General features: G+C 54.1%; 26 protein-coding genes. 13 read left to right on the forward strand and 13 right to left on the reverse strand.

The features are described from left to right. Positions 1-92 precede the first annotated feature (92 nt). The 7 genes from F3J30_RS00865 to F3J30_RS00895 form a co-directional block, all read right to left on the reverse strand. Positions 93-782, reverse strand: a complete 690-nt coding sequence (locus tag F3J30_RS00865) for a VIT family protein (protein WP_166715324.1) — start codon at positions 780-782, stop codon at positions 93-95. Positions 783-862: 80 nt separating this feature from the next. Further along, entirely contained in the window at positions 863-1,444 is a 582-nt protein-coding gene (locus F3J30_RS00870) for a cytochrome b/b6 domain-containing protein (protein ID WP_166716677.1), read from the reverse strand. Between the two features lie 115 nt (positions 1,445-1,559). Then, positions 1,560-2,120 (reverse strand): RNA polymerase sigma factor, encoded by a 561-nt coding sequence (locus F3J30_RS00875; protein ID WP_166716678.1) that lies wholly within the window; start codon positions 2,118-2,120, stop codon positions 1,560-1,562. A gap of 5 nt (positions 2,121-2,125) precedes the next feature. Next, positions 2,126-2,539 (reverse strand): hypothetical protein, encoded by a 414-nt coding sequence (locus F3J30_RS00880; protein WP_166715325.1) that lies wholly within the window; start codon positions 2,537-2,539, stop codon positions 2,126-2,128. Between the two features lie 133 nt (positions 2,540-2,672). Beyond that, positions 2,673-4,223 (reverse strand): methyl-accepting chemotaxis protein, encoded by a 1,551-nt coding sequence (locus F3J30_RS00885; RefSeq protein WP_166715326.1) that lies wholly within the window; start codon positions 4,221-4,223, stop codon positions 2,673-2,675. 194 nt (positions 4,224-4,417) lie between these two features. Further along, complete coding sequence (locus tag F3J30_RS00890) at positions 4,418-5,632, reverse strand: diguanylate phosphodiesterase (protein WP_166715327.1); 1,215 nt, start codon at positions 5,630-5,632, stop codon at positions 4,418-4,420. 166 nt (positions 5,633-5,798) lie between these two features. Then, complete coding sequence (locus F3J30_RS00895; RefSeq protein WP_166715328.1) at positions 5,799-7,283, reverse strand: alpha/beta hydrolase; 1,485 nt, start codon at positions 7,281-7,283, stop codon at positions 5,799-5,801. Positions 7,284-7,550: 267 nt separating this feature from the next. On the opposite strand from F3J30_RS00895, the gene F3J30_RS00900 reads away from it, so the two are divergent. From F3J30_RS00900 to F3J30_RS00935, 8 genes are read left to right on the forward strand one after another with little or no spacing between them, the layout of a single operon-like run. Then, positions 7,551-8,405 (forward strand): MurR/RpiR family transcriptional regulator, encoded by an 855-nt coding sequence (locus F3J30_RS00900; RefSeq protein WP_166715329.1) that lies wholly within the window; start codon positions 7,551-7,553, stop codon positions 8,403-8,405. Positions 8,406-8,417: 12 nt separating this feature from the next. Next, a complete protein-coding gene (ddpX, locus tag F3J30_RS00905; RefSeq protein WP_166715330.1) occupies positions 8,418-8,993 on the forward strand; it encodes a D-alanyl-D-alanine dipeptidase in 576 nt (191 codons plus the stop codon). A gap of 15 nt (positions 8,994-9,008) precedes the next feature. Beyond that, the gene (locus F3J30_RS00910) at positions 9,009-10,541 is read left to right on the forward strand and encodes an ABC transporter substrate-binding protein (protein WP_166715331.1); all 1,533 of its coding nucleotides are present in this window, start codon (positions 9,009-9,011) and stop codon (positions 10,539-10,541) included. 23 nt (positions 10,542-10,564) lie between these two features. Further along, the gene (locus F3J30_RS00915) at positions 10,565-11,587 is read left to right on the forward strand and encodes an ABC transporter permease (protein ID WP_166715332.1); all 1,023 of its coding nucleotides are present in this window, start codon (positions 10,565-10,567) and stop codon (positions 11,585-11,587) included. Further along, positions 11,584-12,477 (forward strand): D,D-dipeptide ABC transporter permease, encoded by an 894-nt coding sequence (ddpC, locus tag F3J30_RS00920; RefSeq protein WP_166715333.1) that lies wholly within the window; start codon positions 11,584-11,586, stop codon positions 12,475-12,477. The genes F3J30_RS00915 and ddpC overlap by 4 nt, the downstream gene beginning before the upstream one ends. After that, positions 12,477-13,463 (forward strand): ABC transporter ATP-binding protein, encoded by a 987-nt coding sequence (locus tag F3J30_RS00925; protein WP_166715334.1) that lies wholly within the window; start codon positions 12,477-12,479, stop codon positions 13,461-13,463. Before ddpC ends, F3J30_RS00925 begins: the two co-directional genes overlap by 1 nt. Then, positions 13,456-14,385 (forward strand): ABC transporter ATP-binding protein, encoded by a 930-nt coding sequence (locus F3J30_RS00930; protein ID WP_166715335.1) that lies wholly within the window; start codon positions 13,456-13,458, stop codon positions 14,383-14,385. The genes F3J30_RS00925 and F3J30_RS00930 overlap by 8 nt, the downstream gene beginning before the upstream one ends. Further along, entirely contained in the window at positions 14,385-15,362 is a 978-nt protein-coding gene (locus tag F3J30_RS00935; protein WP_166715336.1) for a mannuronate-specific alginate lyase, read from the forward strand. Before F3J30_RS00930 ends, F3J30_RS00935 begins: the two co-directional genes overlap by 1 nt. On the opposite strand, the gene F3J30_RS00940 is transcribed toward F3J30_RS00935, so the two are convergent. Then, positions 15,359-16,108, reverse strand: coding sequence for an SDR family oxidoreductase (locus tag F3J30_RS00940; RefSeq protein WP_166715337.1), 750 nt, complete (start codon positions 16,106-16,108; stop codon positions 15,359-15,361). The genes F3J30_RS00935 and F3J30_RS00940 overlap by 4 nt on opposite strands. Positions 16,109-16,265: 157 nt before the next feature. Between F3J30_RS00940 and F3J30_RS00945 the strand changes: the two genes are divergently transcribed. Continuing rightward, positions 16,266-17,171, forward strand: a complete 906-nt coding sequence (locus F3J30_RS00945) for a LysR family transcriptional regulator (RefSeq protein ID WP_166715338.1) — start codon at positions 16,266-16,268, stop codon at positions 17,169-17,171. 22 nt (positions 17,172-17,193) lie between these two features. Here the strand turns inward: F3J30_RS00945 and F3J30_RS00950 are convergent, their stop codons facing one another. From F3J30_RS00950 to F3J30_RS00960, 3 genes are all read right to left on the reverse strand, one after another. Continuing rightward, the gene (locus F3J30_RS00950; protein WP_166715339.1) at positions 17,194-17,622 is read right to left on the reverse strand and encodes an OsmC family protein; all 429 of its coding nucleotides are present in this window, start codon (positions 17,620-17,622) and stop codon (positions 17,194-17,196) included. A 75-nt stretch (positions 17,623-17,697) separates the two neighbouring features. Beyond that, complete coding sequence (locus F3J30_RS00955) at positions 17,698-18,753, reverse strand: NAD(P)-dependent alcohol dehydrogenase (RefSeq protein WP_166715340.1); 1,056 nt, start codon at positions 18,751-18,753, stop codon at positions 17,698-17,700. Between the two features lie 112 nt (positions 18,754-18,865). Next, the gene (locus F3J30_RS00960) at positions 18,866-19,741 is read right to left on the reverse strand and encodes a LysR family transcriptional regulator (protein ID WP_166715341.1); all 876 of its coding nucleotides are present in this window, start codon (positions 19,739-19,741) and stop codon (positions 18,866-18,868) included. Between the two features lie 111 nt (positions 19,742-19,852). Here F3J30_RS00960 and F3J30_RS00965 point away from each other — a divergent pair, with 111 nt between their 5' ends. The 3 genes from F3J30_RS00965 to F3J30_RS00975 all read left to right on the forward strand — a co-directional run bounded on the left by F3J30_RS00965 (position 19,853) and on the right by F3J30_RS00975 (position 22,814). Further along, complete coding sequence (locus tag F3J30_RS00965; RefSeq protein ID WP_166716679.1) at positions 19,853-20,704, forward strand: Vmh family MBL fold metallo-hydrolase; 852 nt, start codon at positions 19,853-19,855, stop codon at positions 20,702-20,704. 100 nt (positions 20,705-20,804) lie between these two features. Further along, positions 20,805-20,942 (forward strand): stationary-phase-induced ribosome-associated protein, encoded by a 138-nt coding sequence (gene sra, locus F3J30_RS00970; protein ID WP_014070340.1) that lies wholly within the window; start codon positions 20,805-20,807, stop codon positions 20,940-20,942. Positions 20,943-21,116: 174 nt separating this feature from the next. Next, positions 21,117-22,814, forward strand: a complete 1,698-nt coding sequence (locus tag F3J30_RS00975) for an NAD-dependent malic enzyme (RefSeq protein ID WP_166715342.1) — start codon at positions 21,117-21,119, stop codon at positions 22,812-22,814. Between the two features lie 25 nt (positions 22,815-22,839). Here F3J30_RS00975 and F3J30_RS22540 read toward each other — a convergent pair whose 3' ends face one another. Then, positions 22,840-23,667, reverse strand: a complete 828-nt coding sequence (locus F3J30_RS22540) for an HNH endonuclease (RefSeq protein ID WP_247650477.1) — start codon at positions 23,665-23,667, stop codon at positions 22,840-22,842. Between the two features lie 331 nt (positions 23,668-23,998). On the opposite strand from F3J30_RS22540, the gene F3J30_RS00985 reads away from it, so the two are divergent. Beyond that, positions 23,999-25,708, forward strand: coding sequence for an ABC-F family ATP-binding cassette domain-containing protein (locus tag F3J30_RS00985; RefSeq protein ID WP_166715343.1), 1,710 nt, complete (start codon positions 23,999-24,001; stop codon positions 25,706-25,708). Between the two features lie 37 nt (positions 25,709-25,745). On the opposite strand, the gene F3J30_RS00990 is transcribed toward F3J30_RS00985, so the two are convergent. Then, positions 25,746-26,345, reverse strand: a complete 600-nt coding sequence (locus F3J30_RS00990; RefSeq protein WP_166715344.1) for an inorganic diphosphatase — start codon at positions 26,343-26,345, stop codon at positions 25,746-25,748. Positions 26,346-26,398: the final 53 nt, after the last annotated feature.

The following is a 26,398-nucleotide window of genomic DNA, read 5'->3' on the forward strand; positions in this document are numbered from 1 at the left end:
AGCTTAGGGTTATCCAGCGCGTACTGTTCCGTAAAAGTGCGACGGAATCAACCCACCATAATGGAAGTGTGAGGTTGAAATTGAAAGAAATTTTATAGCAGCGCCTGCCCGGCGAAATGACCAATGCCTATCGATACCGCCATTGCCATGGCGCTCCAGAAGGTAATACGGATGATGGGTTTGACGGGAGACGCTTTACTGACAATCGAAGAAATATAGCCAAGTGCTGCCAGTGAAAAAAGGGTGGAAAGAATAATAGACAAATAAACCAGCTTTGCCGGAGCAAGCCATGCCACAATTACCGGCAGCACCGCACCGGCGGAAAAACTCAGTGCTGAAAAGAGCGCGGCCTGAAGCGGTTGGGCGGCATTTGTCCCGGTCAGCCCGAGCTCTTCCCGGGCATGAGCATCCAGCGCATCTTTTACCATGAGCTGCTCCGCAACCTGGCGGGCGAGCCCTGGCTCCAGACCACGTTGTATATACAGTGCGGTCAGCTCCTGCACTTCTCCGTGATAATCAGTTTCCAGCTCCCTTCTTTCCTGCGCGAGTGCTGCGTCCTCTGTGTCTGACTGCGATGACACTGAAACATATTCCCCGGTGGCCATCGACATCGCGCCTGCAACCAGGCCTGCTACCCCGGCCAGTAAAACCCCGGAGGGGGCCGTATTTGCCGACGCGACGCCCAGAACCAGACTCGCCGTCGACACAATGCCGTCATTGGCCCCCAGAACAGCAGCCCTTAGCCATCCAACGCTTTCGATACTGTGTCGTTCAGGATGCATATTTCTGGTTTCCTGTATTCAGGCAAAGTGCACTGCGGATAGTTGAAAATGATTGAATAAGTATAATCAACATAGACGCTTTACCCGGTAACAGAATTTTTCCTTTGGCTGCGAACAGTGAGAAATATATGAATCAGCCCCATCGCACCGTGCGCCCAGAAATAAGTCTCAATAAATACCGTCAGGAATTTATGAAAATGCAGCACGCTTTCTGCCAGCGCTGATGACGGCCCGTAAAAGGAATTAAGTGCAAACCAGAGTCCACCACATAGGGCAACGCCCAGCAGTGCCAGCACGCCAAGCCCCTGAATTAAGGCCGCAATCCCGCCAGCATGAGCTTCAGGAAGACGGAATAAAAAAAGCACCTTAACGTCTTCAATTACTCCTTTAAAATCAAGGGCCAGCCAGGCGAAATAGTAACGAAACCCTCGCTGCTTCAGCATCCAGCCCAGCATAATGATACCAAGAACAATCAGCGCCAGACCGGATATAACATGGAACCATGTGACGATACCGGTCAGTGAAAAACCGCTCAGCGCCTCGCTTTCGGTTAGGTTTGAATTCACTATCTGGAACAAAACCAATATGGCCACAATAATATGTAGCACCCGGAAAAAAGGCGTGTCCTGGTGCGGAAGTGCATTGCGTAATTGTTCGTTCATCATTCAGCCATTCTGTCAGGGATTAACCTTGTCAGTATTGCGCCTATTAATTAACGAAACCTTAACGTCTGAACGCCGTAAATAACGAAATAACGATCCATTTTCTCTGACGCATTCACTCCCCAGTCAGGGCATCATAAATATCCCGCAGCCGGGTACGCAGATACTGCATGGCTTTATGTTTGCGGGATAAAAGCGTCTGTACGCTGACCCCCGACTCCTCCGCTAGCGCTTTCATGCTATAGCCCTGAAGCTCCGTTTTTTCGAATACTTCTCGCTGAAGCGGCGGCAGTTCAGACAATGCCTGCCCAAGTTCTTCCCACAGCAGCATTTTTAGGTACTCCTCTTCCGGTGTATTCGGCACGCCAAAGAGCGTTTCTGCAATCTCATCTTCGGCGAAATCCCCGTCGTCATCGGCCGTGAAATAGCCGGAAAGTGGTAATTCCCGTTTCTTGCGCGCCCTGTCGGTCATTTCATTGCGCGCCGCACGAAACATCCATGCGGCGACGTTCTCGACCGGCTGTTCAACGTTCATCAGCTGGTAAGTCACTTCCTGCACAATATCGTCGGCATCATCACGTACGGTACTTCGCCCGCGAATAAAGGCTTTCAATCGGGCACGACAGGCATTGAGCGCCGACACCAGCATTGATTCGCCTGCCATCCCGGTTTTCATCTCACTCACTCGGCTTCCGGCGCTTTTGCCGCGCTGTCATCTCGTTTGTCTTCACGATGCCCGCGCCAGCCGCAGTGGCCGTGGCGGCCAAAACCGTCGCGACGTTGCTGGATAAAGGCTTCACGCTGCTCAGGCGTCATTTTCATCCAGCGCTCGTGCATCCGGCGATGCGCACCAAACATCCCCGGGCGAAAACCAAGGCCACCAAACAGAATACGGCACAGAACCAGTAATCCCAGCGCCTGCCAGAATCCAATGGTTTTAACACCCAGAATGGCTGGCAGAAGCGCGTTCCACAGGGACATCACCAGCAGGCCAAGCACCACAAACAGCACCGCGCCAATCACCAGGGCTTTGCCCATACGATGACGACCAAAACCGCGCCCGTGGCCTCTTGTGTGCATATCAAAATCTCTCATTGTTTTTACCTCATTACAGTAACTGATTATGGCTTGTGATGAGGTAGACGAATCAGCGAGAAGAATATTGCTAAAAAAATGGAAAAAATATCTGAGGGTGTGTTCAGGGGGATTGCTCCCCCCGACAGGAGAGTTACGCCCGCGCAGGCAGGCTAAAGCTTGAAATGCTGTGTGACAGATGTTGCGCTTGTTCTTCCAGAGACGCCGCCGCGGCGGCGGATTCCTGTACCAGCGCGGCGTTTTGCTGCGTGACGCCATCCATCTCGGTCACGGCCTGGCCCACCTGGCCAATACCCCGGCTCTGCTCTTCAGAAGCCACGGAGATCTGCTCCATCAGCGTATTCACTTTATTCACCGACGTGATAATCGAGTCGATCACTTCACCTGAGCGGTTCACCAGCTCTGCGCCATTTTTGACGCTGGCAACTGACTGGGCAATCAAGCTTTCGATATCCTTCGCGGCAACCGCGCTCTTCTGGGCAAGCGTACGGACTTCACTGGCGACAACCGCAAATCCACGCCCCTGCGTTCCGGCGCGCGCCGCTTCAACCGCCGCATTCAGCGCCAGGATGTTGGTCTGGAAAGCGATGCTGTTAATGACGCTGGTAATATCTTCAATACGTTTTGAATTGGCCGCGATGGTGTTCATCGTTTCGATAACTTCACGCGTGACGGCTTCGCCGGTATGGGCGTTTTTCACCGCGTCCTGCACCAGCTTGCCTGCCTGATTGACGTTTTCAGTGTTATTGGCCACGGTCGCGCTCAGCTCTTCCATGCTGGCAGCGGTCTGGGTCAGGGCGGAAGCTTGCTGTTCGGTACGTGAAGCCAGGTCGATATTCCCGGAGGCAATTTCCTGCGCGGCATGGGTTACCGTATGGCTGGCATCGCGAACCTGAGAGATGGTATCAAGCAGCGCGAGACGCATCTGCTCCATCGAGCCCATCAGGTTGTCGATCTCATTGCTGGAGTTGGCTTTCACCGGCACAGGCTGAGTCAGCTCCCCGGCGGCAATCTGGCTACAGTGCTCGCGGGCCAGGTTTACTGGGGCAAAAATAACGCGTTTCATCAGCAGGCTGACCGCAATAATTACCGCCACAAACAGAATAGCAAACGTGGCGATAAGCCATAGACCCGAAACAAAATTGCTGCGCGCATCTTCGTTCAGGTTTTTGGCGTATTTCTGGTGAACCGACAGCACCTGATCGAGCACAATTTCGTATTTACGGTCGAGCTGAGAAACCGCAGTGATGAGTGCATTGAATTTCGGCACATCATGCGCTTGTGCGGCGTTAATCAGCGGCTCCAGCCCCTGATTACGATAGTTTTGCCAGGCATCCTGATACGCGCTGACCAGCGGGGCTTCATCTTGCAGACGCGGTGCAGCCATAAAGGCGGCAAAGGCGCTATCGGCTTTTTCCAGCGCCGCTTTAACAGAGGACAGCTTCTCAGCCTGATCGGCTGAATCCCCTGCTTCCACCATTTTCACGTACTCCATAACCCTTACGCGCAACGTACGGCTATGGTTGATGGGGTCAATAATGGATAACACGACCTGGATTTCTTTGTTCACATCATCCAGCGAGTTATTACTTTTAATGATGAGCCCGACGCTGGTGAACGTGCTGGCAACAAAGAAAAACAGCAAGGAGAACAGGATTATGAGGGACGATTTTTTCAACGACATGGACAGATACCTTAGGGATAGAGATTACCTATGGTTATCGGCTTTTTCATAACATTATTTAATTAAAATTATTGCATTATTAACTAAAGTCACCACATCGCCACTCTGTTTAATATCAATTATTTAGTGATAATTTCGTGCGGAAAAAGCATTTATTTTAGTGACCGAAATTAATCTGTTTGTTAGCTAAGAAATTAGCAGGCAACCCGCGGCCAGTGAATATCGCCGACACCATTAAGCTGTGGTCGCGCAAACAAGAATCCCTGGAAACGACGGATACCGGCTGACTCAAGCCAGCACCACTCTTCTATCTTCTCAATCCCTTCCGCCACCAGCGAAATTTCCATGTCGGTACAGCAACTGACAATCGATTTTACAATCGCCTGTTTCGGCCCGCTTAAATGAATATTGCTGACGATCTCCCGGTCAATCTTGATCTTGTCCGGCTGGAACCGGGTCAACAGAGAAAGCCCGGCATAGCCGGAGCCAAAATCATCAATTGCCAGGCCAATACCTTCGGCACGCAGCTGTTTAATGGCACTGTTAAACTGATTAAAGCCGGAGATCATCTCATTTTCCGTGACCTCGATAACCACCTGCTCGGGCTGGAGTCCGTGAAGCTTGATTTGATCCACCAAAAACTCCACCGCACCAGGGACATTCACCAGCGACATAGGCAGAAGGTTAACCGCGATTTTATGGCCACCAATGCCAATTTTTTCGGCCAGCGCGAACGCATACGCCTTGGTCTGAAGGTCCACTTCATAGACTTTATCCTGATCGAGAGCCCTGAAGAAATGCTCGGGGCTACCGCCGTCATTGCTGCGGATCAGGGCTTCAAGTGAGGAGATTTTACCTTCGCCGGGTTCGACAATGGGTTGCAACGCAAACTGGCAAAACTGATTCGCTATCGGCACGCCTACACTTTCGCTAAAACGGGTTTTTTCTTTTGCCAGCGTCCATTTATCGGCAGTTAACGCAGCGCCTGAATGCGAGGTTTTTTTCCGGGTAATAAACGACTGGATAAATTTAAACACCCGATCATCAGATGCCAGATAACTTTCCAGTTTGCTGTAATGCAGGACCGATTCCAGCACGGCACTGGGGGATTCAATACGCAGGTCAAAAAGCAACATACCGACATTTTCGAAGCGTCTGCGCGGGCCGTAGTCCCGCATCAGCTCAACCACATCATTGTGTCGTTTATCGTCACGGATCCGATGAAACAGCTTAACGACGTTCTCTTCAGCGCCTTCCAGAATTTGCAGAATGTCATGTCCGTTGAACAGCAAAATCCCGGTGATGTTCAGCAACGCATTGCGATGTCTGGCTTTCTTGACCAGAGCGCTAAGCTGAATAGATTTACAGGATGAATTTAACTGGCTTCGATAAATGAGTGTAGTAAGCACAGAAACTGTTCCCGATGTAATTTTTACGTCTGTAACCTCTTGTTTAGCATACTTTCTCAATGCCGACTAATTATATTGCTTCTATAAATTGTTTTAAGATTTTCCTGGTTAAACATAAGTTAAATTAATTAAATTGTTGCTTATTTCGTCACCTACTAAGTCCGGGTTACTTTGTCTCTCCCCCACCAATACGCCTGTCGATCCGCTCCTGCATATAGTCATAAAAAGGATTCGATGTGACACGCATCAGCGTATCTTTACCAACGCTCAGTACTGATGTCTCACCCCACAGCGAAACGGTTCCCAGACTGACACCATACTGATTTTTCACCTTCGGACGGCTGCCATACAGCGAGTCATCGGGCGGGAATGGCACCGCGATATGCGACAGCGAATACACATCCTGCGGATACGGCGTGTTCAAGGGGATAACCTGTGTCTCAATACTCCCGGCAGGCGTGGTTCTGGCGATGGTGTCGAACGTATGGGCGTTGGCGTTGGTAATAACGGTGACACTGTAACGCCTAACGGCAGCGGGCAGCAGCTCAGAGACAGCCGTCCATGACGATGCCCTGAACAGCGGGCGGAAAATAGCGGCCTGATTGATATCAAACATCACCAGCTCGCTGCCGTTTTCTGGGAGCTGGTCGAACAACTCGGTGACCACAGCCCGGGTACTTACCGTTGAATCCATCACTGACTGAAATGCCATAACGGGCGGTAACGCGGCTAGCCTGTTTTCTCTTGCATCGCGGCTGAGCTGTTGTTGCAGCGCCTGGGTCAGTAACCAGGACTGACGTGCGGCGTTAACCGGGAACGAATTGTATTTATAGGGGTTATACTCCGGGGCGATATTCAGCCATGCTGCTTTTGCAAATGCCGGGAGCATCGCGGGTAAACCGGCAAACCCGGCAAAACGCGCAAACGCTGTGACGCCAATCATCGGGGAAAGTAATACCAGTTGCTGCGGTTTGCGAAGCTGCGGGGAATCCAGGCTATCGAGCGCATATTTCATGGCCAGCGCCCCGCCGTTGGAATAGCCCACCAGATGCAGCGGCACGTTATCACCCGCCAGACGTGTCGCTTCTCTCACCGCAAGCCGTGTCACGGCAAGCCAGGTTTCCCAGTCGACATCGGTGAGTGAGCCCGGTGCCGTTCCGTGCCCGGGCAGGCGTGGGGCAACCGCCACAAATCCCCGCTGCTGATAATCAACCGCAAGATGCCGGACGCTATACGGCGAATCCGTCAGCCCATGCAGCAGCACTACCGCCCCGCGCGGCTTCCCGGCGGGCATCAGAACAAACGAACGGTTAGCGTCAGGCGAAAACTGATCGGGCCACACCAGGCTGTGACGATAAAAACGGTTAAGCGGCGTACGTTCGCTCACCTCGGTTTTGTCCGTCACCTGACTGCGCAGGTCACTAAAAATGGCGTTTTCCCGGGTGAGGTATTGCGCAAAGCTGGCGCGGTCAATCTCTGCGACCGACATCTCATCTGCGGTCCAGGTATGCCATACATGCAGTGCCGGCCCTTTTTGCGAGGCATAAATGCGGATCGCGAGCAGTACAATCAGCACCACGCCGATCACAAGCGCAATTTTCTTTGCAAGTACCATCAGACGCATACTGATGCGCCACGGCAGGTTAGCCATGCCGATATCCCTTTCCTGTTCACGATACCTTTTATCTTAACAAAAATGTGAAGGCACTGACGTATTCACCAAAATCATACCCGGCTATCCGCTCACTGCACCAAAAGTGAACTACGCTGCACAAATGTGGATCATTAGTTAAACAAATATTGCATTACCTTTGCAGCGCAGGCGGAAAACCGCGACATGCGGACATGGCACGCGCCGTGCATTGTTAATCAGGTAACAACAACCCGGCGTTTGACAGCCTGTTAACAGCGAGGCGGCATGACAACAAAACCAGAGATGATGAGCCGCATTGAAGCGACCTTCAGCCAGCTCACGCCGAGTGAAAAACGCGTGGCGAGCTGGATGCTGGCGCATGGCGCGCAAATCCCGTTCGAAACAGCGGAAAGCGTTGCCCTTGCCACAGGGACCAGCGGGATCACCGTGGGCCGCTTCTTGCGTAAGCTCGGCTATCGCAATCTGGAAGACGCCAAAAAAAGTCTGCGCGATCCTTATCAGCCATGGGGAATGAATGACCGTCTCGACTCCTGGCAACAGCAGCGCCCGCTTTCTGACCGGGTTCAACATTCGTTATCGCTTGAAGTGGACGCCATTACCCAGGTTTATCAGCTGGCGCAAAGTGAAACCTTTAAACAGGTCGTTCACCGTTTAACCCATGCCGATGCGGTATTCGTGCTGGGGATCCAGTCTACACGCGGGATAGCTAACGCCTTCTTCAGCCATCTGGAATATCTGCGCCCGCGCGTCAGCTATTCGGAAGGGTTATCCGGCAGCTGGGTTGAGTCGCTGAATTCCGGGTTTACGCATCCCTATATCGTGCTGACCGATACCCGCGCCTACTCGGCCATCGCGCGTCAGTATTGCCGCGTGGCGAGCGAAAAGAACATTCCCATGGCGCTTATCACCGACATCTGGTGCCCGTGGGCGCGGGATTACCCTGTCGACCTGCTCCAGGTGAAAACCGATACCGGTCATTTCTGGGATTCGCTGGCGCCGGTGAGCTGTCTGTTCAACCTGCTGCTGTCGGGCGTGGTGGAAGCGCTGGGTGAGGCGCTCCCGGAACGTCTGGCAGTAAACCGACAATTACAACAAGAGTTTGGTCAATTCGAACGCTAAAGGAGCGGAGCTATGCCCGAAGAGTGTCAACTGGTTGATGTGGCGAAAACCTTCCCCACGCTGCATATCGATCTCAAATACGCGACGGCCGACAACATTACCGGCCACCCTATCTATCGGGAAGCCTTGTGCCTGCTGCATCCCGATGCCACCACCGCGCTGGCAAAGGCCATCAGCATCGCCACGCTGGCCGGGCTGAAACTGGTGGTGTACGACGCCTACCGGCCACAGCAGGCGCAGGCGCAACTCTGGGATGCCTGCCCGAACCCGGAATACGTGGTCGACGTGGCCATTGGCTCTAACCATAGCCGCGGCACCGCTATCGACGTCACCCTCATGGACGAGCACGACAACATACTGGATATGGGGGCCGGGTTTGACGAAATGCACGACCGCTCGCACCCCTATCACCCTTCTGTGCCGCCGCAGGCACAGCGTAACCGCCTGCTGCTCAACGCCATTATGTTTGGCGGCGGCTTTGTGGGGATCAGCAGCGAATGGTGGCACTTCGAGCTACCGAACGCCGCCAGCTACCCGCTTCTTGACGATCGTTTTGACTGTTTTCCGTTGACGCACACATCCCTTTAAATCTGGAGCTTTGCCATGAAAACAACGATTCTGACGACTTTGATTGCCGCCACGCTGGCAATGAGCGCCCCCGCAGTGCTGGCGGCGGTGCCAAAAGATATGCTGGTGATCGGTAAAGCTGCCGATCCACAAACGCTTGATCCTGCGGTCACTATTGATAACAACGACTGGACCGTGACCTATCCATCGTATCAGCGTCTGGTGAAATACAAACCCGGAACCACCGAGGTTGAAGGCGATCTGTCAACTGGCTGGAAAGCCTCCGACGACCAGAAAGAGTGGACCTTCACCCTGACGGACAACGCAAAATTTTCAGACGGTACACCAGTCACCGCCGAGGCGGTCAAACTCTCCTTTGAGCGTCTGCTGAAGTTAAGCCAGGGGCCGTCTGAAGCCTTCCCGAAAGACTTAAAAGTGGATGTGGTGGATGAACACACCGTGAAATTCACCTTAAGCCAGCCGTTTGCGCCATTCCTGTATACCCTGGCGAACGACGGGGCCTCGATCATTAACCCTGCCGTACTGAAAGCCAACGCCGCCGATGACGCGCGCGGCTTCCTGGCACAAAACACCGCAGGTTCCGGGCCGTTTATGCTGAAAAGCTGGCAGAAAGGTCAGCAGCTGGTGCTGGTGCCGAACCCCCACTGGCCGGGAAATAAGCCGCACTATAAGCGCGTCTCGGTGAAGATTATCGGTGAGAGCGCATCGCGTCGCCTGCAACTCTCTCGCGGCGATCTGGATATTGCCGATTCCCTGCCGGTAGATCAGCTTTCCGCCCTGAAGCAGGAAGGCAAAGTGGCGGTGGCGGAATACCCTTCACTGCGCGTGACCTATCTGTATCTCAATAACAGCAAAGCGCCGCTGAACCAGGTGGATCTGCGCCGTGCGGTCTCCTGGGCGACGGATTATCAGGGCATGGTGAAAGGCATTCTCAGCGGGAATGGTAAGCAGATGCGCGGCCCAATCCCGGACGGCATGTGGGGCTTTGACGCAACCGCCATGCAGTATAGCTTTGATGAGGCCAAAGCCAAAGACGCGCTGGAGAAGGTTAAAGACAAACCCACCAGCCTGACCTTCCTCTATTCCGATAACGATCCGAACTGGGAGCCTATCGCCCTGTCCACTCAGGCAAGCCTCGGTAAGCTCGGGATCAACGTCAAACTGGAAAAACTGGCTAACGCCACCATGCGTGACCGCGTCGGAAAAGGTGATTATGACATTGCTATCGGTAACTGGAGCCCCGACTTCGCCGATCCGTACATGTTCATGAACTACTGGTTTGAGTCGGACAAAAAAGGGCTGCCAGGTAACCGCTCGTTCTATGAGAACAAAGAGGTCGATACCTTGTTGCAGGCGGCACTGAAAACCACCGACCAGGCAGAACGCACCAAAGATTACCAGCAGGCGCAGAAGATTGTGATCGACGAGGCCGCATATGTGTACCTGTTCCAGAAAAACTACCAGCTGGCGATGAACAAAGAGGTGAAAGGCTTCACCTTTAACCCGATGCTTGAGCAGGTATTCAACATCGACACCATGAGCAAGTAACGGTCCGGGCCGGGGAGACGCGTATGACGTTCTGGAGCATTGTGCGCCAGCGCTGCTGGGGATTACTCCTGGTAGTGGCGGGTGTCTGTATTATCACTTTTATCATTTCGCACCTGATCCCCGGCGATCCGGCTCGCCTGCTGGCCGGTGATCGCGCCAGCGACGAAATTGTGCAGGGCATTCGCCAGCAGTTGGGGCTGGATCAACCGCTCTATATTCAGTTCGGCCGCTATGTGGATGCCCTTGTTCACGGTGATTTAGGCACCTCTATCCGCACCGGTCGCCCGGTCGCGGAAGATTTAAAAGCCTTCTTCCCGGCCACCCTTGAGCTGGCGTTCTGCTCCCTGCTGCTGGCGCTGGTTATCGGTGTGCCGCTGGGGATTTTATCGGCGGTTTACCGTAACCGCTGGCTCGACCATCTGGTGCGCCTGATGGCGATGACCGGGATCTCCACCCCGGCATTCTGGCTCGGGCTTGGGGTGATCGTGCTGTTTTACGGGCATCTGCAAATTCTGCCTGGTGGCGGCAGGCTGGACGACTGGCTCGACCCGCCCACACACGTTACCGGGTTTTATCTGCTGGACGCACTGCTCGAAGGCAACGGCGAGGTATTTTTTAACGCCCTGCAACACCTGATTTTACCCTCGCTGACCCTGGCATTCGTGCATCTGGGCATAGTGGCGCGCCAGGTGCGCTCCGCGATGCTGGAACAGCTGAGCGAGGATTACATTCGTACCGCCCGCGCCAGCGGCTTGCCGGGCTGGTACATCGTTTTACGTTACGCCTTACCCAACGCGATGATCCCGTCCATTACCGTGCTTGGTCTGGCTCTTGGCGACCTGCTCTACGGCGCAGTGTTAACTGAAACCGTCTTTGCCTGGCCTGGGATGGGCGCATGGGTAGTGACCTCTATCCAGGCGCTCGATTTCCCCGCCGTGATGGGCTTTGCCGTCGTGGTGTCGCTGGCTTACGTTTTCGTGAATCTGGTGGTCGATCTGCTCTACCTGTGGATTGATCCCCGCATCGGGCGCGGAGGTGCCGAATGATGTTGACCCAGGAAACGCCCGTCCCCGTTAAAAGCAACAAACCGCGCATCGACTGGGCAAAAATGTTCTGGTTACTGCGTAAAAGCCCGCTGACGATGATTGGCGGCATGATTATGTTCCTGATGCTGGCGTTAATGCTGACCTCGCCATGGATTGTGCCTCACGATCCAAATGCCCTGGATCTGACCGCACGGTTACAGGCGCCCTCGGCGCAGCACTGGTTTGGCACCGACGAAGTGGGCCGCGACCTGTTCAGTCGCGTGCTGGTGGGTAGCCAGCAGTCAATCACTGCCGGGCTTGCCGTGGTGCTAATTGCCGGCGGGATTGGTTCGCTGCTGGGCTGTTTATCCGGGGTGCTCGGTGGACGAGGAGACGCCATCATCATGCGGGTGATGGATATCATGCTGTCGATCCCTTCCCTTGTTCTGACCATGGCGCTGGCGGCGGCACTTGGCCCCAGCCTGTTTAATGCCATGCTGGCGATTGCGATTGTGCGTATTCCGTTTTACGTGCGTCTGGCGCGCGGGCAGACGCTGGTGGTACGCCAGTTTACTTATGTGCAGGCGGCGCGGACGTTTGGTGCATCACGCTGGCACCTGATCAGCTGGCATATCCTACGAAATGCCCTGCCGCCGCTGATAGTCCAGGCCTCGCTGGATATCGGCAGCGCGATCCTGATGGCGGCCACGCTGGGGTTCATTGGTTTAGGTGCTCAGCAACCCACGGCGGAATGGGGGGCGATGGTGGCTGTAGGCCGTAACTACGTCCTCGACCAGTGGTGGTACTGCGCGTTTCCCGGAGCGGCCATTCTGATCACCGCCGTGGGCTTCAACCTGTTTGGCGACGGTATCCGCGATCTGCTTGACCCGAAATCAGGAGGGAAACAGTGATGAGCGAATCGGTTTTATCCATTGATGATTTACACCTCAGCTTCCCGGTGTTTCGCGGTGAAGTCCACGCGTTAAACCATGTGTCGCTTGAGATCAAACGCGGCGAAATTGTCGGCGTGGTGGGCGAGTCCGGTTCCGGGAAATCGGTGACGGCGATGCTGGCCATGCGACTGTTGCCGGAGGGGAGCTATCACGTTCATCACGGGCAGGTGAAACTGCTTGGTGAAGATGTGCTGAATGCCTCAGAAAAGCAGCTTCGCCAGTGGCGCGGGGCAAAAGTGGCGATGATATTCCAGGAGCCGATGACGGCGCTCAACCCCACACGGCGCATTGGCAAGCAGATGGTGGAGGTTATCCGCCAGCACCAGCCCCTTTCGCGACGAGACGCGCAGAAGAAAGCCATTTCGTTGCTGGAAGAGATGCAAATCCCGGATGCGGGCGAAGTGATGGATCGTTACCCGTTTGAGCTTTCCGGTGGGATGCGCCAGCGGGTGATGATCGCCCTTGCCTTTTCCTGCGAGCCGGAGCTGATCATTGCCGATGAACCCACCACCGCGCTGGATGTCACCGTGCAATTGCAGGTGCTGCGGTTGCTTAAACACAAAGCCCGCGCCAGCGGCACGTCGGTGCTGTTTATCAGCCATGATATGGCGGTGGTATCGCAGCTCTGCGATCGTCTGTATGTGATGTACGCCGGCAGCGTCATTGAGAGCGGAACCACCCAGACGATTATCCACCACCCGGTTCATCCGTATTCCATTGGTCTGTTGCAGTGTGCGCCGGAAAATGGTGAGCCGCGCGACATGCTGCCTGCCATTCCCGGCACGGTGCCGAATCTGACCCGTTTACCCCAGGGCTGTGCTTTCCGTGAACGATGTTTTGCCGCAGGGGCAAAATGCACCGACACGCCACGTTTAACGCCAAATGGCGCGCAGGGCCAGCTGGCGGCGTGCTGGTATCCGCAACTGGAGGAACGCCATGTCTGACATTTTGCTCGAACTGGCCCATGTACATGTGAATTTCCCGGCCCGAAAAAACTGGTTGGGCCGCGTAACGGAGCAGGTTCACGCCCTCAACGGGATGGATCTGCAAATTCACAGGGGCGAAACGCTGGGCATTGTCGGGGAGTCCGGCTGCGGGAAAAGCACCCTGGCACAGCTGCTGATGGGGATGCTCAGACCGAGTACCGGCGATTGTCACCGGACAAACAGCACAGGCGGGATGCAGATGGTGTTTCAGGATCCGCTCTCGTCTCTCGACCCGCGTCTGCCCGTCTGGCGGATTATTACCGAGCCCGTGTGGGTACAAAAACGCAGCAGCGAGCGCGAACGCCGCCAGCTTGCCGAAAACCTGGCCCAACAGGTGGGTATTCGTGCGGAATATCTCGACAGGCTGCCGCACGCTTTTTCCGGTGGGCAGCGCCAGCGCATCGCCATTGCCCGTGCGCTCTCATCCGATCCCGATATCATCGTGCTGGATGAACCCACCAGCGCGCTGGATATTTCCGTCCAGGCGCAGATCCTGAATTTGCTGGTCAAGCTGCAACAGCAGCGCAATCTCACCTATGTGTTGATTTCGCATAACGTATCAGTCGTGCGCCATATGAGCGGCCGGGTAGCGGTGATGTATCTGGGGCAAATTGTCGAGTTAGGCCCTGCCCGGCAGGTGCTGAGCCAGCCGCGCCACCCGTATACCCAGCTGTTGCTCGATTCCGTCCCCAGAACGGGCGAACCGCTGGATGACAGTCTCGCACTGCGAAAAACGGATCTGCCAGGTAACCGGCATCTTCCCACAGGATGTTATTTTCGCGATCGCTGCCCACTGGCGACCGAGGGTTGCCAGGCGCCGCAGTCGCTGCAACCCGCTGCTGATGGACGCGCGGTACGCTGCTGGCGTAAAGTCACCTGATGCGAATTCTTCTTTTCCTTGCCTGTTTACCCGTTTATGCCTGTGCGGCACAGCTTGTGCCGCCGCCGGGTTTTGCCAAACCGTTACTCCACACCGGGCACGGAAGTTGTGTCACGCTGCCTGCGCCTTATACCGCAGATCTGGTGTTTCGCAGCAAATACGAAGGTTCTGACAGCGCCCGTGCAACGCTCAATCCTGACGCTGAAAAAGCCTTTCGTGACGAAACCAAACCGATAACCGATTTTGAACGCGGCATTTCACAGATGATCTGGCGCTATAAATACACCGGTGATACGAAAACGCGGGACTGTATCCTGAGCGGCTTTACACAGTGGGCTGACGCCAACGCCCTGACCTCTGCCCACACCAACCATACCGGGCGGTCGATGCGTAAATGGGCGCTGGCAACTCTGGCCACAGGCTGGGTTGAACTGAAATTTATGCCCGGTTCTCCCTTAAAAGAGAATGCAGATATTGAACGCTGGTTAGCCTTGCTGGCCGACAAGGTTGTACAGGACTGGGACGGGCTGCCGCTGACCAAAACCAATAACCACAGCTACTGGGCCGCATGGTCGGTGATGGCTGCATCGGTGGCGTTAAACAGACAGGATTTATTTAACTGGTCGGTAAAAGAGTACCGCATTGCCGCCAGGCAGATTGAAGCGGATGGCACCTTGCCCAACGAACGTAAACGCCGCGAGCGGGCGGCGGCGTACCACAATTACGCCCTGCAACCGCTGGTTATGATCGCAAGCTTTGCGAAGGCTAACGGTGTTGACCTTTTCCCGGAAAACCAATACGCCCTGCAACGCCTGGCAAACTGGGTTTTGCAGCATGATAACCGCAATACGGACTGGCTTGTGCCTTACTGCACCTTAGTGAAATGTGACAGTGTCACCACTTCACTGCGCGATGCCAGCCGCCCACAAAAAAATCGCCGCATGGGCGGCGATTTAACGGTGCTTTATCAGCCTTAAATCTGGGCCATGCCACCGTCGACAAACAGCTCGGTGGCATTGATAAAGCTTGCAGCATCAGAGGCCAAAAACGCCACCGCTTTACCCACTTCCCCAGGCGCGCCTAAGCGACCCAGTGGCACCTGCGCGGCCAGTGCATCATACAATCCCTGGCGGTGTTCTTCCGGGACTAAATCACCAAGGCCAGGCGTTTTGATTGGGCCAGGGCTCACCACATTGACGCGGATCCCTCGGCCTTGCAGATCCAGCGCCCACGAGCGGGCAAAGTTACGCACGGCCGCTTTACTGGCGCTGTAGACGCTGAAGTTCGCCGTACCTTTAATCGACACCGTAGAGCCTGTCAGAATGATGGACGAGCCGGTTGAAAGCAGCGGCAGCGCTTTTTGCACGGTAAACAGCACGCCACGCACGTTCGTGCCAAATATTCTGTCGAACTGCTCTTCCGTGATGGCACCTAACGGCAGCATGTCACCGCCACCAGCATTGGCGAACAGGATATCAAGGCGGCCAGCCTCTTTGGCAATCTGCGCATACACCTGGTCGAGGTCAGACAATTTTGAAACGTCGGCACGGATACCCACTGCTGCGGCACCAATTTCAGCGGTCGCCGCATCCAGCTCTGCCTGACGGCGGCCGGTGATATAGACTTTTGCGCCCTGCGCGGCCAGTTCCTGCGCGGTGGCAAGACCAATACCTGTGCTACCGCCAGTGACCAGTGCAATTTTACCTGAGAGATTCTGATTCATGTGATTCACCTTCTGTTATGTGGAGTAGATGCCAGCAAAAACGGTTGAAGGGGCTTTCGCTTGCGTTGAAATCACTTTAGCGCTTGCGTGATTAGTGAAAAACCAGCAAAAATGAAAATGACTATTCACACACAGAAATAATCAGGGGGATTGCAGAGTGGATCAGTTAATGGCGATGCGCGCGTTTACCCGCGTGGTGGAAACCGGGAGCTTTACCCAGGCGGCAGATTCACTGAACATGCCCATTGCAACCCTGAGCAAGCTGGTGAAGTCGCTTGAAACCCATCTTGAAGTGCGTTTGCTGCACCGCACTACGCGCCGGGTGGTGAGCACACCTGAAGGCGAGGAATATTACGAAAAAGCCCTGCGTGTGCTGATTGATATCGAAGATATTGATACCTCGTTTCGCGTAACCCGCAGCACACCTAAGGGACATTTGCGTATTGACGTCGGAGGCTCAACTGCCCGGGATGTTCTGATCCCCCTGCTGCCCGATTTTATGCAGCGCTACCCGGATATCCGCATTGATCTGGGCGTGGCGGATCGCCCTGTCGATTTGATTAGCGGCAATGTGGACTGCGTGATCCGTGGCGGCCCGCTCAATGACTCCAGCCTTATCGCACGTCATATTGGTGATGCTGAGATGGTCACCTGTACCACACCGGATTATCTGAAAAAATACGGTATCCCGGCATATCCAGAAGAGCTGCGTAATGGCCACAGGCTGATCAGTTATTTATCCCCCGCAACCGGCAGACCCTTCCCGTTCCGATTTCGCGAAAACGGCGAAACGCGGGAAATCAGCGCCCCACACTATCTGGGAGTGAATGAAAGCAACGCCCACCTCGCGGCGTCAGTCGCCGGATTGGGCATCATCCAGACCTTTGCTTATTCCGTTAAAACGCACCTGAAAGACGGCTCGATGGTTGAGATCCTTCAGGCATGGCGCCCGGCAGCCTATCCATTTCATGTGGTCTATCCGCAAAACAGACACCTGACGCATCGTTTACGCGTATTTATTAGCTGGCTTGGTGAGGTATTTCCGGCGGGGTTAAAGGGATAGCCGGGGCGGCCCCGGCTCTGGCTTAGTTAAGCTTATAATCCAGCGAGATGTCTGCTTTCAGTACCTGTGACACCGGGCAACCCGCTTTGGCTTTCTGGATAATGCCGTCGAACTGCTGCGGATCAATGCCTGGCACCGTGACCTGACTTTGCAGCGCAATTTTGCTTATTGCAAAACCACTGTCTGTTTTATCCAGCGACACATCCGCGGTGGTATCGATGGAATCTGCGGTGTAGCCTGCTTCGCCCAGCATCAACGACAGCGCCATAGAAAAACAGGCCGCGTGCGCTGCACCTATCAGCTCTTCCGGGTTGGTACCCTTTGCGCCTTCGAAACGGGTGTTGAAACCATAAGGTTGTTGGTTAAGAACGCCACTCTCTGTAGAAACCGTCCCTTTTCCGCGTTTAATATCGCCAGACCAGTGTGCCGAACCGTGTTTGTGAATCGTCATTGTTGCTCTCCTATTGCCTTACAAAGGGTTAAGTATAGACAACGCATTTTTCTCAATGCCGAACACGGATTATTCTCACTTCGCGTTGGCGCTTAAGCTGCTCATGTCGATGACAAAACGGTACTTCACATCACTCTTCAGCATTCTTTCGAAAGCATCGTTGATCTCATCCATTTTGATCACTTCCACATCGGCGGTAATTCCGTGTTCTCCGCAGAAATCGAGCATCTCCTGGGTTTCGGCAATACCGCCAATGCACGAACCCGCCACTGACTTGCGCCCCAGGATCAGCGGCAAGGTGCTTACCGGCGGGTTATCGCCAAGGAAGCCGACAAACACCAGGGTGCCATCGAGCGTTAAGGTCGACATATAAGGATTAATATCGTGAACGTACGGCACGGTATCGATAATCAGGTCGAACTGATTCGCCACCGACTGCATCTGATCGGCATCCGTTGAGTAGACGATATGATCAGCCCCAAGTCGGCGAGCATCCGCTTCTTTCCCGGGTGAACGGGTAAAGAGCGTAACCTCTGCGCCCAGACCATGCGCCAGCTTAATGGCCATATGCCCCAGCCCGCCCAAACCAACAACGGCGACTTTACTGCCCTTACCAATATTCCAGTGGCGCAGCGGCGACCAGGTGGTGATCCCGGCACAGAGTAACGGTGCCGCGCCTTTCAGATCGATACCTTGCGGAATGTGCAGTACAAAGGCTTCACTGGCGATAATCGTCTGAGAATAACCGCCGTAGGTGGGCTGATGATCGTGGCGGTCGTGGCCGTTATAGGTTTGAACATTGCCCTCTTCGCAATACTGCTCAAGCCCCTGTTGACACGGATTACATTCACGGCAGGAATCGACCATGCAACCAATACCGGCCAGATCGCCCGCCTTAAATTTTGTGACGCTGTCACCTGCTGAGACAACCCGACCAATCACTTCATGGCCCGGAACGATAGGATATTCGCTGAATCCCCAGTCATTACGGGCCTGATGTAAATCGGAGTGACAAACGCCGCAGTACAGGATCTCGATAACAACATCGTCAGGACGCGGCTCGCGGCGGTCAAAGGTGAAGGGAGCCAGTGGCGCGGTTGGTGTTTTTGCTGCATAACCTAGTACTTTCATCTCGTTACCTCATTTCATGGTAATGCGCAGAAGGAGCCGTACAACGCTACTGCACCCCCGGCGCGCTGACTATGGATAAAAGTGGCATAGGCTAATGAGCGTAGCTCATGAATTAACGCAGGTTACGCGCAAGTTCATCAAGGAACACCCGCAATGCCGCAGGCTGATACTCACGTGACTGATAAATACCGTAAATAGCGAGCGACTTTGGCGTGAATGACGTGAGCACTGGCACTAACCGCCCCGCAGCCAGCGCGACCTGGGCTTCTCGTTCCGGAAGCATGGCGATCCCACCATTCTGAATCGCCGACTCCATCAAAAACGACGAGATACTGGCGCTGAGATTCCCGCTGACCGCCACGCTCACCTGTTCACCTTCACCGGTGACAAAATGCCAGGACTGCCCGGCAAAGAAGCTGTAATGCAGGCAGTTATGCTGCGCCAGGTCTTCCAGACACTGCGGTGTGCCCCGCGCGGCCAGATACTGCGGCGAAGCGCAAAGTACCGAGCGACACTCCCCCAGACGCCGGGCAATCATCCCGGGCTCCGGGTTATCGGTAATACGAATCGCCACATCAATACGCTCACCGACCAGGCTCACAGGGTGGTTATTCACATCCAGCTCGACACGCAGCTGTGGGTAGCGTGATAACAGTTCAGGCAACACAGGGGCAATCATATGCATTGCGGTAAAATGCGCGCAGGCCACCCGCAAGGTGCCTGAAGGCAAGTCTTTGGCGGACTGATCTTCTATTTCCTGGGAAATTTGCGAGAGTGAGCGCGTTTTCAGCAGCACTTTTTCCCCCGCCGCCGTCAGCGTCAGTCTGCGCGTGGAACGGTTTACCAGCCGTGTTCCGGCCCACTTTTCCATCTGTTCCAGATAACGGCTGACCATCGGGCGTGAGATCCCAAGCGAGCGCGAGGCGGCGCTCAGGCTTCCTAGTTCGCATATCCGGTTATAGACCTGGGCGGCAATAACGCGATCCATGTTGTGCTCCATCTGCTCGATTTATGAAACTAAGCATGTCTTGTTTCAGGAATTCTGGCAAATGCAGAAATCCATACAATAGAGACTTTCCTGAATAACAGAGACATGATGATGAAGCTCACCCGCCTTGCAGTACTGTGCACCCTTTTTACTCCGGCTGTTTTCGCCGCACCATTAACCATTGATAGCTACAACCCGCAGGAAAAAGGCATTTTTGCCGTGTCGTCCACGCTGGTGTCCGGGCCAACTGAAGCGGTGCTGTTTGATGCCCAGTTCAGCGTGAAAGACGGCGAGCAGCTGGTCGAAAAAATTCGTCGCAGTGGCAAGACGCTCAATAAGATTGTAATCACCTCCGGCGACCCGGATTTCTATTTTGGCCTGCAACCGCTGGTGAAAGCCTTCCCTGACGCGAAGGTCGTGGCAACGCAAAAAGTGGTTGATCACATTAAGGCCACCAAAGATGCCAAGCTCGCCTTCTGGGGCCCGCAGATGAAAGACGGCGCGCCAACCACGCTGGTGGTCCCGCAGGTTATCGCCTCGACAACCTTTATGGTTGATGGTGAAAAAATCGATATTGAGCAGCCCGACAGCTATGCCACATATGTGTGGATCCCGTCAGCAAAAACCATCCTGGGCGGCACCGGGGTTTCATGGGGAATTCACGTCTGGACCGCCGATACCCAGAGCAAAGAGAGCCGCCAGCAGTGGCAACAGACGCTGGACAGCATGGCAGCACATAAACCTGAGCGCGTGATCCCCGGGCATTATCTTGGCACACCGCCAGCCGGAAGCGAGGCCATTACCTTTACCCGTCAGTATCTGGCGCAGTTTGAAGACGCACTGGCGCAACATAAAGATTCCGCAGGCGTGATTAATGCCATGAAAACCCAGTGGCCAAACCTGGCCGAAGCCAGTTCCCTGGAACTGAGCGCCAAAGTGAATACTGGCGAAATGAAGTGGTAATGTGAAAATCTGCTAAGCTGGATTGGCAACCTAAGGGGTTACATTTCTTCCGCATACGCGGAGTTGTCCTTAAAACTATCAACAGGATTGAGGAGTACGCATGAAATCGAACCGTAAGGCACGCCATATTCTGGGACTGAACTACAAGATTTCTAACCACAAAAAAGTGGTAATCGAAGATAACCATGAAACGGTTATCGCTCATGCAACGGGCAGAAAACGCCACGCTGAGAAGTAAGTTCCCGCTTATGACGCACAACACCATCGGCAAAACCGATGGTGTTTTTGTTTCTCGGTTGCGGTAATTAACATTCAGCTCCTCTATAATACTGCCCGACCGAAACCCGCAGCACAGGCCAGAAAGATGACAACCGCAGTGTCAGGGACGGATCTTCAAAAAAGAGTGAGTGACATGGACAACAAACTGAAAAAACATCGTTCCCTATATATCCCCTATGCCGGACCCGTTCTGCTTGAATTCCCCCTGCTTAACAAAGGCAGCGCCTTCAGCATGGAAGAGCGCAGCAGCTTCAACTTGCTCGGCCTGTTACCAGAAGTGGTTGAAACTATCGAGGAACAAGCGGAACGTGCCTGGATCCAGTATCAGGGCTTCAAAACCGAAATCGATAAGCACATCTATCTGCGTAACATCCAGGATACTAACGAAACCCTGTTCTATCGTCTGGTGCAAAACCATCTCGAAGAGATGATGCCGGTTATCTACACCCCAACGGTGGGTGCGGCGTGTGAACGTTTCTCTGAGATCTACCGTCGTTCCCGCGGCGTATTTATCTCTTATCAGAACCGTCACAACATGGATGACATTCTGCAAAACGTGCCAAACCACAACATCAAAGTGATCGTGGTGACCGATGGCGAACGTATTCTGGGCCTGGGTGACCAGGGCATCGGCGGGATGGGCATTCCTATCGGTAAGCTGTCGTTGTACACCGCGTGTGGTGGTATCAGCCCGGCGTATACCCTTCCGGTGGTGCTGGATGTGGGGACCAACAATCAGCAGTTGCTGAACGACCCGCTGTATATGGGCTGGCGTCATCCGCGTATCACTGACGACGAGTACTATCAGTTTGTCGATGACTTCATCCAGGCCGTGAAGCACCGCTGGCCAGATGTGCTGCTGCAATTTGAAGATTTTGCGCAGAAAAACGCCATGCCGCTGCTGAATCGCTATCGCGATGAGATCTGCTCTTTCAATGACGATATTCAGGGTACTGCGGCAGTGACCGTTGGCACGCTGATCGCCGCCAGCCGTGCGGCAGGTAGCCAGCTGAGTTATCAGAAAATCGTCTTCCTGGGTGCAGGCTCTGCGGGTTGCGGTATTGCCGAACAGATCATCGCCCAAACCCAGCGTGAAGGCTTAAGCGAAGAGCTGGCGCGCTCCCGTGTCTTTATGGTTGACCGTTTTGGCCTGCTGACCGACGCGATGCCAAATCTGCTGCCGTTCCAGACTAAGCTGGTACAAAAACGCGATAACCTGAAAAACTGGGATACCGATAACGAAGTGTTGTCCCTGCTGGATGTGGTGCGCAACGTGAAGCCGGATATTCTGATCGGCGTTTCCGGGCAAACCGGTCTCTTCACCGAAGAGATTATTCGTGAGATGCACAAACACTGCGAGCGCCCTATCGTGATGCCACTGTCTAACCCGACCTCGCGTGTGGAAGCAACCCCGCAGGACATCATCGCCTGGACCGAAGGCAATGCGCTGGTTGCCACCGGCAGCCCGTTTGATCCGGTCGTGTGGAAGGATAAAACCTACCCAATCGCCCAGTGCAACAACTCCTATATCTTCCCGGGAATTGGTCTGGGGGTTATTGCTTCCGGTGCATCGCGCATTACCGACGAAATGCTGATGTCTGCCAGTGAAACCCTGGCGAAGCACTCGCCACTGGTCAATAACGGGGAAGGCCTGGTGTTGCCAGAGCTGAAAGACATTCACAAGGTGTCCCGCGCTATCGCCTTTGCGGTGGGAAAAATGGCGCAGCAGCAAGGCGTGGCAATCAAAACCTCTGCCGATGCGCTGCAACAAGCCATCGACGATAACTTCTGGATGCCGGAATACCGGAGTTATCGCCGTACCTCGATTTAAAACGGTAAGTGGGCCGCTGGCCCACTTATTTTTTGACGGGTCGCCAATTTTTATCTATCCGCTGTTCACCGTAATGCTCCTGCCGATGACAGTTCGGGCAAAGGGCAATGGCATTCTCTACGCTGTCTTCCCCATTTTCTGATAGCGGAATAATGTGATGAACTTCTAAATAATAACCCCCATCCTTCGTGCGCTGAAATGGCGCCAGCGTATGACAACATTCGCAATTATTTTTAGCCCTGAGAAGTACTTCGGCCACCACATCGGGATTACGATCGTAACGCCAGACGGAAACCTGTTTTTTCGTTGGGTGAACAGATGCATTTTTCAGGCGTTTTTTTCTTTCCGCAGATTTAAGTTTTAATGCCCGGCTGACTTTGTCGTAAAAGTCTATTTCATCGCTACCTGGAATATCTTCATTGTCCACACCTTGCAGGTTAAGTTGTTCCTTAAGGATGGCAATAACCGACGCATCCAGAGGCTTCTGAAATGTCCGCCCTGTCTGTGCAAAGTGGTTCATAAAACGATCCCAGTGACCTTCTTTACCCGCAGGAGGCAGCACTTTGCTCAGTTCGTGACGGTTAAGGGTAATAAAATCATTCAGTTCAGAAACATCGCTCAACTGCACACGATGGGGATAGACGTGATCCTGCTCAAAATCGATGCTTTCAATACGGTAAAGACCGCATAGCTGGTAACCCACGGATTTATGCACATTCTGGATGACAAAGACAAAGTCGCCTGTATTCACATGAGTCAGCTTTTTCTCACTTTCCGCACTAACACCATACCCCTTTGTGTAATCAAAATCGGTGGTATTCGATGCACTATGATAGGCGTAAAAATATGCCATTCACTCAATCTCCTTTTGTTTTCATATGGAATGGTATCGGCATAATGACAAAAAACTTAATGTGCAATAGTGCAGCATTCGATTATACTTCCAACAACCATTAACCCACTGAATATATAAGGAGGCCAATTATGCTGTACTGTGAAATTTTCCATTTTTCACATACATTTGGTAATCGTACCAGCTCAAGCGTTATCGATATCGTGCTGCGATAACTTCGGCTTGAGCGAAGACACCAATCCCTGAAATCCCTTCTCTCGGGCTTACTGAGTTATCGTCAGCGATGTTTGACGAGGCATAAACATGCCTGTAACTCTTGGGTAAGCAACAAATGAGCACTTTACTCACTGCACAATCTTTACGTGTTGATACGGCGTTTGGCACGCTCTTCGACTCACTCTCCTTTACGCTGAAAAAAGGCGACCGCATTGGCCTGCTGGGCGATAACGGCTGCGGTAAAAGTACGCTGCTGAAGGTACTGGACGGCACAGACTCCCCCGCGGCGGGCACGGTCGCACTGGCCGGGCACTGCATGATGGCACGTGTAGAACAACATCTGCCGGAAGCAATTTTCCCGCTAACCATGCTCGATGCCGTACTGGCGCAGTTGCCCGCGGCTGAACGTGACAGCCTGCGCTGGAAAGCGGAAACGCTGCTGGCCAGCATGGGATTTTCGCCGCAGGACACCGCCCTGCAATCTGCCACCCTCAGCGGCGGGCAACATACCCGCCTGTTGCTGGCGCGGGCGTTGATCAGCGAGCCGGACCTACTGCTGCTGGATGAACCCAGTAACCACCTTGATCTGCCGACAATGCTCTGGCTGGAGCAGTTTTTACAAAACTGGACCGGTAGCTTTGTGCTGGTATCACATGACAGGCAATTACTGGATGCCGTCACCAACGGCAGTTGGATCCTGCGCGACAAAACGCTGCACTACTTTGCGCTCCCCTGTACTGCGGCACGCAAAGCGCTGGTCGCGAAGGATGAAAGCGATGCCCTGCGCCACAAGGCTGAGCAAAAAGAGATCGATCGCGTCGCAGCCAGTGCGAAACGGCTGGCGACCTGGGGCAAGGTTTATGACAACGAAGATCTCGCCCGCAAAGCCAAGCAGATGGAAAAACAGGTCGAACGGCTCAAAGAGAGCCAGACGGAAGTCACTGCCGGCAGCCAGTGGACGTTAACCCTGCGGGGCGATGCGCTACGGGCCGATCGTTTGCTGGAGATGGATAATCTCGACGTGCCTCCGGCGCCGGGTTTACCTGCTTTGTTCACGGTGGACATCGCGCGGCTGAAAAGTGATGATCGGGTTGCCATTATCGGGCGTAACGGCTGTGGTAAGTCGTCCCTGATGAAGCTTATCTGGCAGCAATGTAGTGCTGAGCAATCAACGGACACGCTGAAACTCCACCCACGTGTTGCGCCGGGTTATTACGACCAGACGCTACACCAGTTACCGGACGATGCCCCTCTGCTGGACGCGCTGGAACCCTTTGCGCCTAACCCGCAGGATCGCAAAATGGCGCTGATTAGTGCTGGCTTCCCGTGGGCGCGTCATGGGCAGTTGGTCAGCACCCTCAGCGGCGGCGAGCGCTCTCGCCTGCTGTTTGTCGGGCTGACGCTCGCACGTTACAGCCTTCTGATGCTGGATGAACCAACCAACCACCTGGACATGGAAGGCAAAGAGGCGCTAGCCGATACCCTGCAACAGTTTGAGGGCGGTGTACTGCTGGTTAGCCACGACCGACAGCTGATCGCTCAGAGCTGCAATCGTTTCTGGCTGATTGAAGACGGTAAGCTCAGCGAATGGCACGATGCCGACGCCGTGTTCGAGCGTCTGCGTGAAAGTTCGGGGCTGACGCAATCGGTCGATACCGCGCTACCACGAGACAAAACACCGTCGCCGTATGACGATGTGCTGGAAAGACTGGTGGCGCTGGAGACACTGCTTGCAGAGGACTTAGCGCGCAAGCCGAAGCATCAAAAGCCGCAGTTGCAGGCACAATGGCGTAAAGAAATAGAGGAGCTGGAAGCACAGCTGTAAATCTGCGCCCGGCGGTTAACCCCGCCGGGCCAGAGTATTACTGTGGTTTTTTCTCTTTCCAGGCATCCCATGCCTGTTTAATTTCCTGCTTCGCGGTCGCCGCATCGTTAAAGCCGCTCAGCTCAACTTTTTTGCGCCCTTCCGGCAGCTGTTTGTAGACGCGGAAGAATGACTCCAGACGCTGCACTTCAATTTTCGGCAGGTCTTTCAGTTCTTTGATATCGTCGTAAGTTGGGTCGATTTTACTCGCAGGAACAGCCACGATTTTATCGTCCTTCTCACCGCCATCCACCATCTTCAGCACGCCAATCGCACGCAGTTTGATGAGCGTACCCGGTGCCATTGGCGCACGGGTATAGAAAATCACGTCCAGCGGATCACCGTCACCAGCCAGAGATTGTGTCAGGGAACCATAGTTAGCCGGATAAGCCACAGGCATGGACTGGAAACGATCAGCAACGATAAAACCTGTTTTGGCGTCGGTTTCATATTTGATAATGCCGCCTGCCGGGATTTCCGTAACGGCATAGAACTCTTCCGGGTTGTTCTCCGGCTGAGGGAATTCGAGGATGTTTTGTGCCTGAACGGAAGCGGACAGGAAAACGCTGATTGCGATAAGTTTTTTCACCAGATGCATTGTCTTTTAACTCTTCGGTTATTAGGAAGACAACACGTTACGTTTGGATCATG

Origin of the sequence: Enterobacter sp. Tr-810, assembly GCF_011752765.1 — a bacterium.
GTDB classification, from domain to species: domain Bacteria; phylum Pseudomonadota; class Gammaproteobacteria; order Enterobacterales; family Enterobacteriaceae; genus Enterobacter; species Enterobacter soli.

Coding starts and splice junctions, on each gene's coding strand:
- F3J30_RS00930 (WP_166715335.1), top strand. CDS start 13,456: ATGTCTGACATTTTGCTCGAACTGGCCCATGTACATGTGAATTTCCCG.
- F3J30_RS00950 (WP_166715339.1), bottom strand. CDS start 17,622: ATGACGATTCACAAACACGGTTCGGCACACTGGTCTGGCGATATTAAA.
- F3J30_RS00960 (WP_166715341.1), bottom strand. CDS start 19,741: ATGGATCGCGTTATTGCCGCCCAGGTCTATAACCGGATATGCGAACTA.
- F3J30_RS00975 (WP_166715342.1), top strand. CDS start 21,117: ATGGACAACAAACTGAAAAAACATCGTTCCCTATATATCCCCTATGCC.
- F3J30_RS00910 (WP_166715331.1), top strand. CDS start 9,009: ATGAAAACAACGATTCTGACGACTTTGATTGCCGCCACGCTGGCAATG.
- F3J30_RS00895 (WP_166715328.1), bottom strand. CDS start 7,283: ATGGCTAACCTGCCGTGGCGCATCAGTATGCGTCTGATGGTACTTGCA.
- F3J30_RS00900 (WP_166715329.1), top strand. CDS start 7,551: ATGACAACAAAACCAGAGATGATGAGCCGCATTGAAGCGACCTTCAGC.
- ddpC (WP_166715333.1), top strand. CDS start 11,584: ATGATGTTGACCCAGGAAACGCCCGTCCCCGTTAAAAGCAACAAACCG.
- F3J30_RS00915 (WP_166715332.1), top strand. CDS start 10,565: ATGACGTTCTGGAGCATTGTGCGCCAGCGCTGCTGGGGATTACTCCTG.
- sra (WP_014070340.1), top strand. CDS start 20,805: ATGAAATCGAACCGTAAGGCACGCCATATTCTGGGACTGAACTACAAG.
- F3J30_RS00940 (WP_166715337.1), bottom strand. CDS start 16,108: ATGAATCAGAATCTCTCAGGTAAAATTGCACTGGTCACTGGCGGTAGC.
- F3J30_RS00885 (WP_166715326.1), bottom strand. CDS start 4,223: ATGTCGTTGAAAAAATCGTCCCTCATAATCCTGTTCTCCTTGCTGTTT.
- F3J30_RS22540 (WP_247650477.1), bottom strand. CDS start 23,667: ATGGCATATTTTTACGCCTATCATAGTGCATCGAATACCACCGATTTT.
- F3J30_RS00955 (WP_166715340.1), bottom strand. CDS start 18,753: ATGAAAGTACTAGGTTATGCAGCAAAAACACCAACCGCGCCACTGGCT.
- ddpX (WP_166715330.1), top strand. CDS start 8,418: ATGCCCGAAGAGTGTCAACTGGTTGATGTGGCGAAAACCTTCCCCACG.
- F3J30_RS00925 (WP_166715334.1), top strand. CDS start 12,477: ATGAGCGAATCGGTTTTATCCATTGATGATTTACACCTCAGCTTCCCG.
- F3J30_RS00870 (WP_166716677.1), bottom strand. CDS start 1,444: ATGAACGAACAATTACGCAATGCACTTCCGCACCAGGACACGCCTTTT.
- F3J30_RS00965 (WP_166716679.1), top strand. CDS start 19,853: ATGAAGCTCACCCGCCTTGCAGTACTGTGCACCCTTTTTACTCCGGCT.
- F3J30_RS00990 (WP_166715344.1), bottom strand. CDS start 26,345: ATGCATCTGGTGAAAAAACTTATCGCAATCAGCGTTTTCCTGTCCGCT.
- F3J30_RS00875 (WP_166716678.1), bottom strand. CDS start 2,120: ATGAAAACCGGGATGGCAGGCGAATCAATGCTGGTGTCGGCGCTCAAT.
- F3J30_RS00880 (WP_166715325.1), bottom strand. CDS start 2,539: ATGAGAGATTTTGATATGCACACAAGAGGCCACGGGCGCGGTTTTGGT.
- F3J30_RS00935 (WP_166715336.1), top strand. CDS start 14,385: ATGCGAATTCTTCTTTTCCTTGCCTGTTTACCCGTTTATGCCTGTGCG.
- F3J30_RS00865 (WP_166715324.1), bottom strand. CDS start 782: ATGCATCCTGAACGACACAGTATCGAAAGCGTTGGATGGCTAAGGGCT.
- F3J30_RS00985 (WP_166715343.1), top strand. CDS start 23,999: ATGAGCACTTTACTCACTGCACAATCTTTACGTGTTGATACGGCGTTT.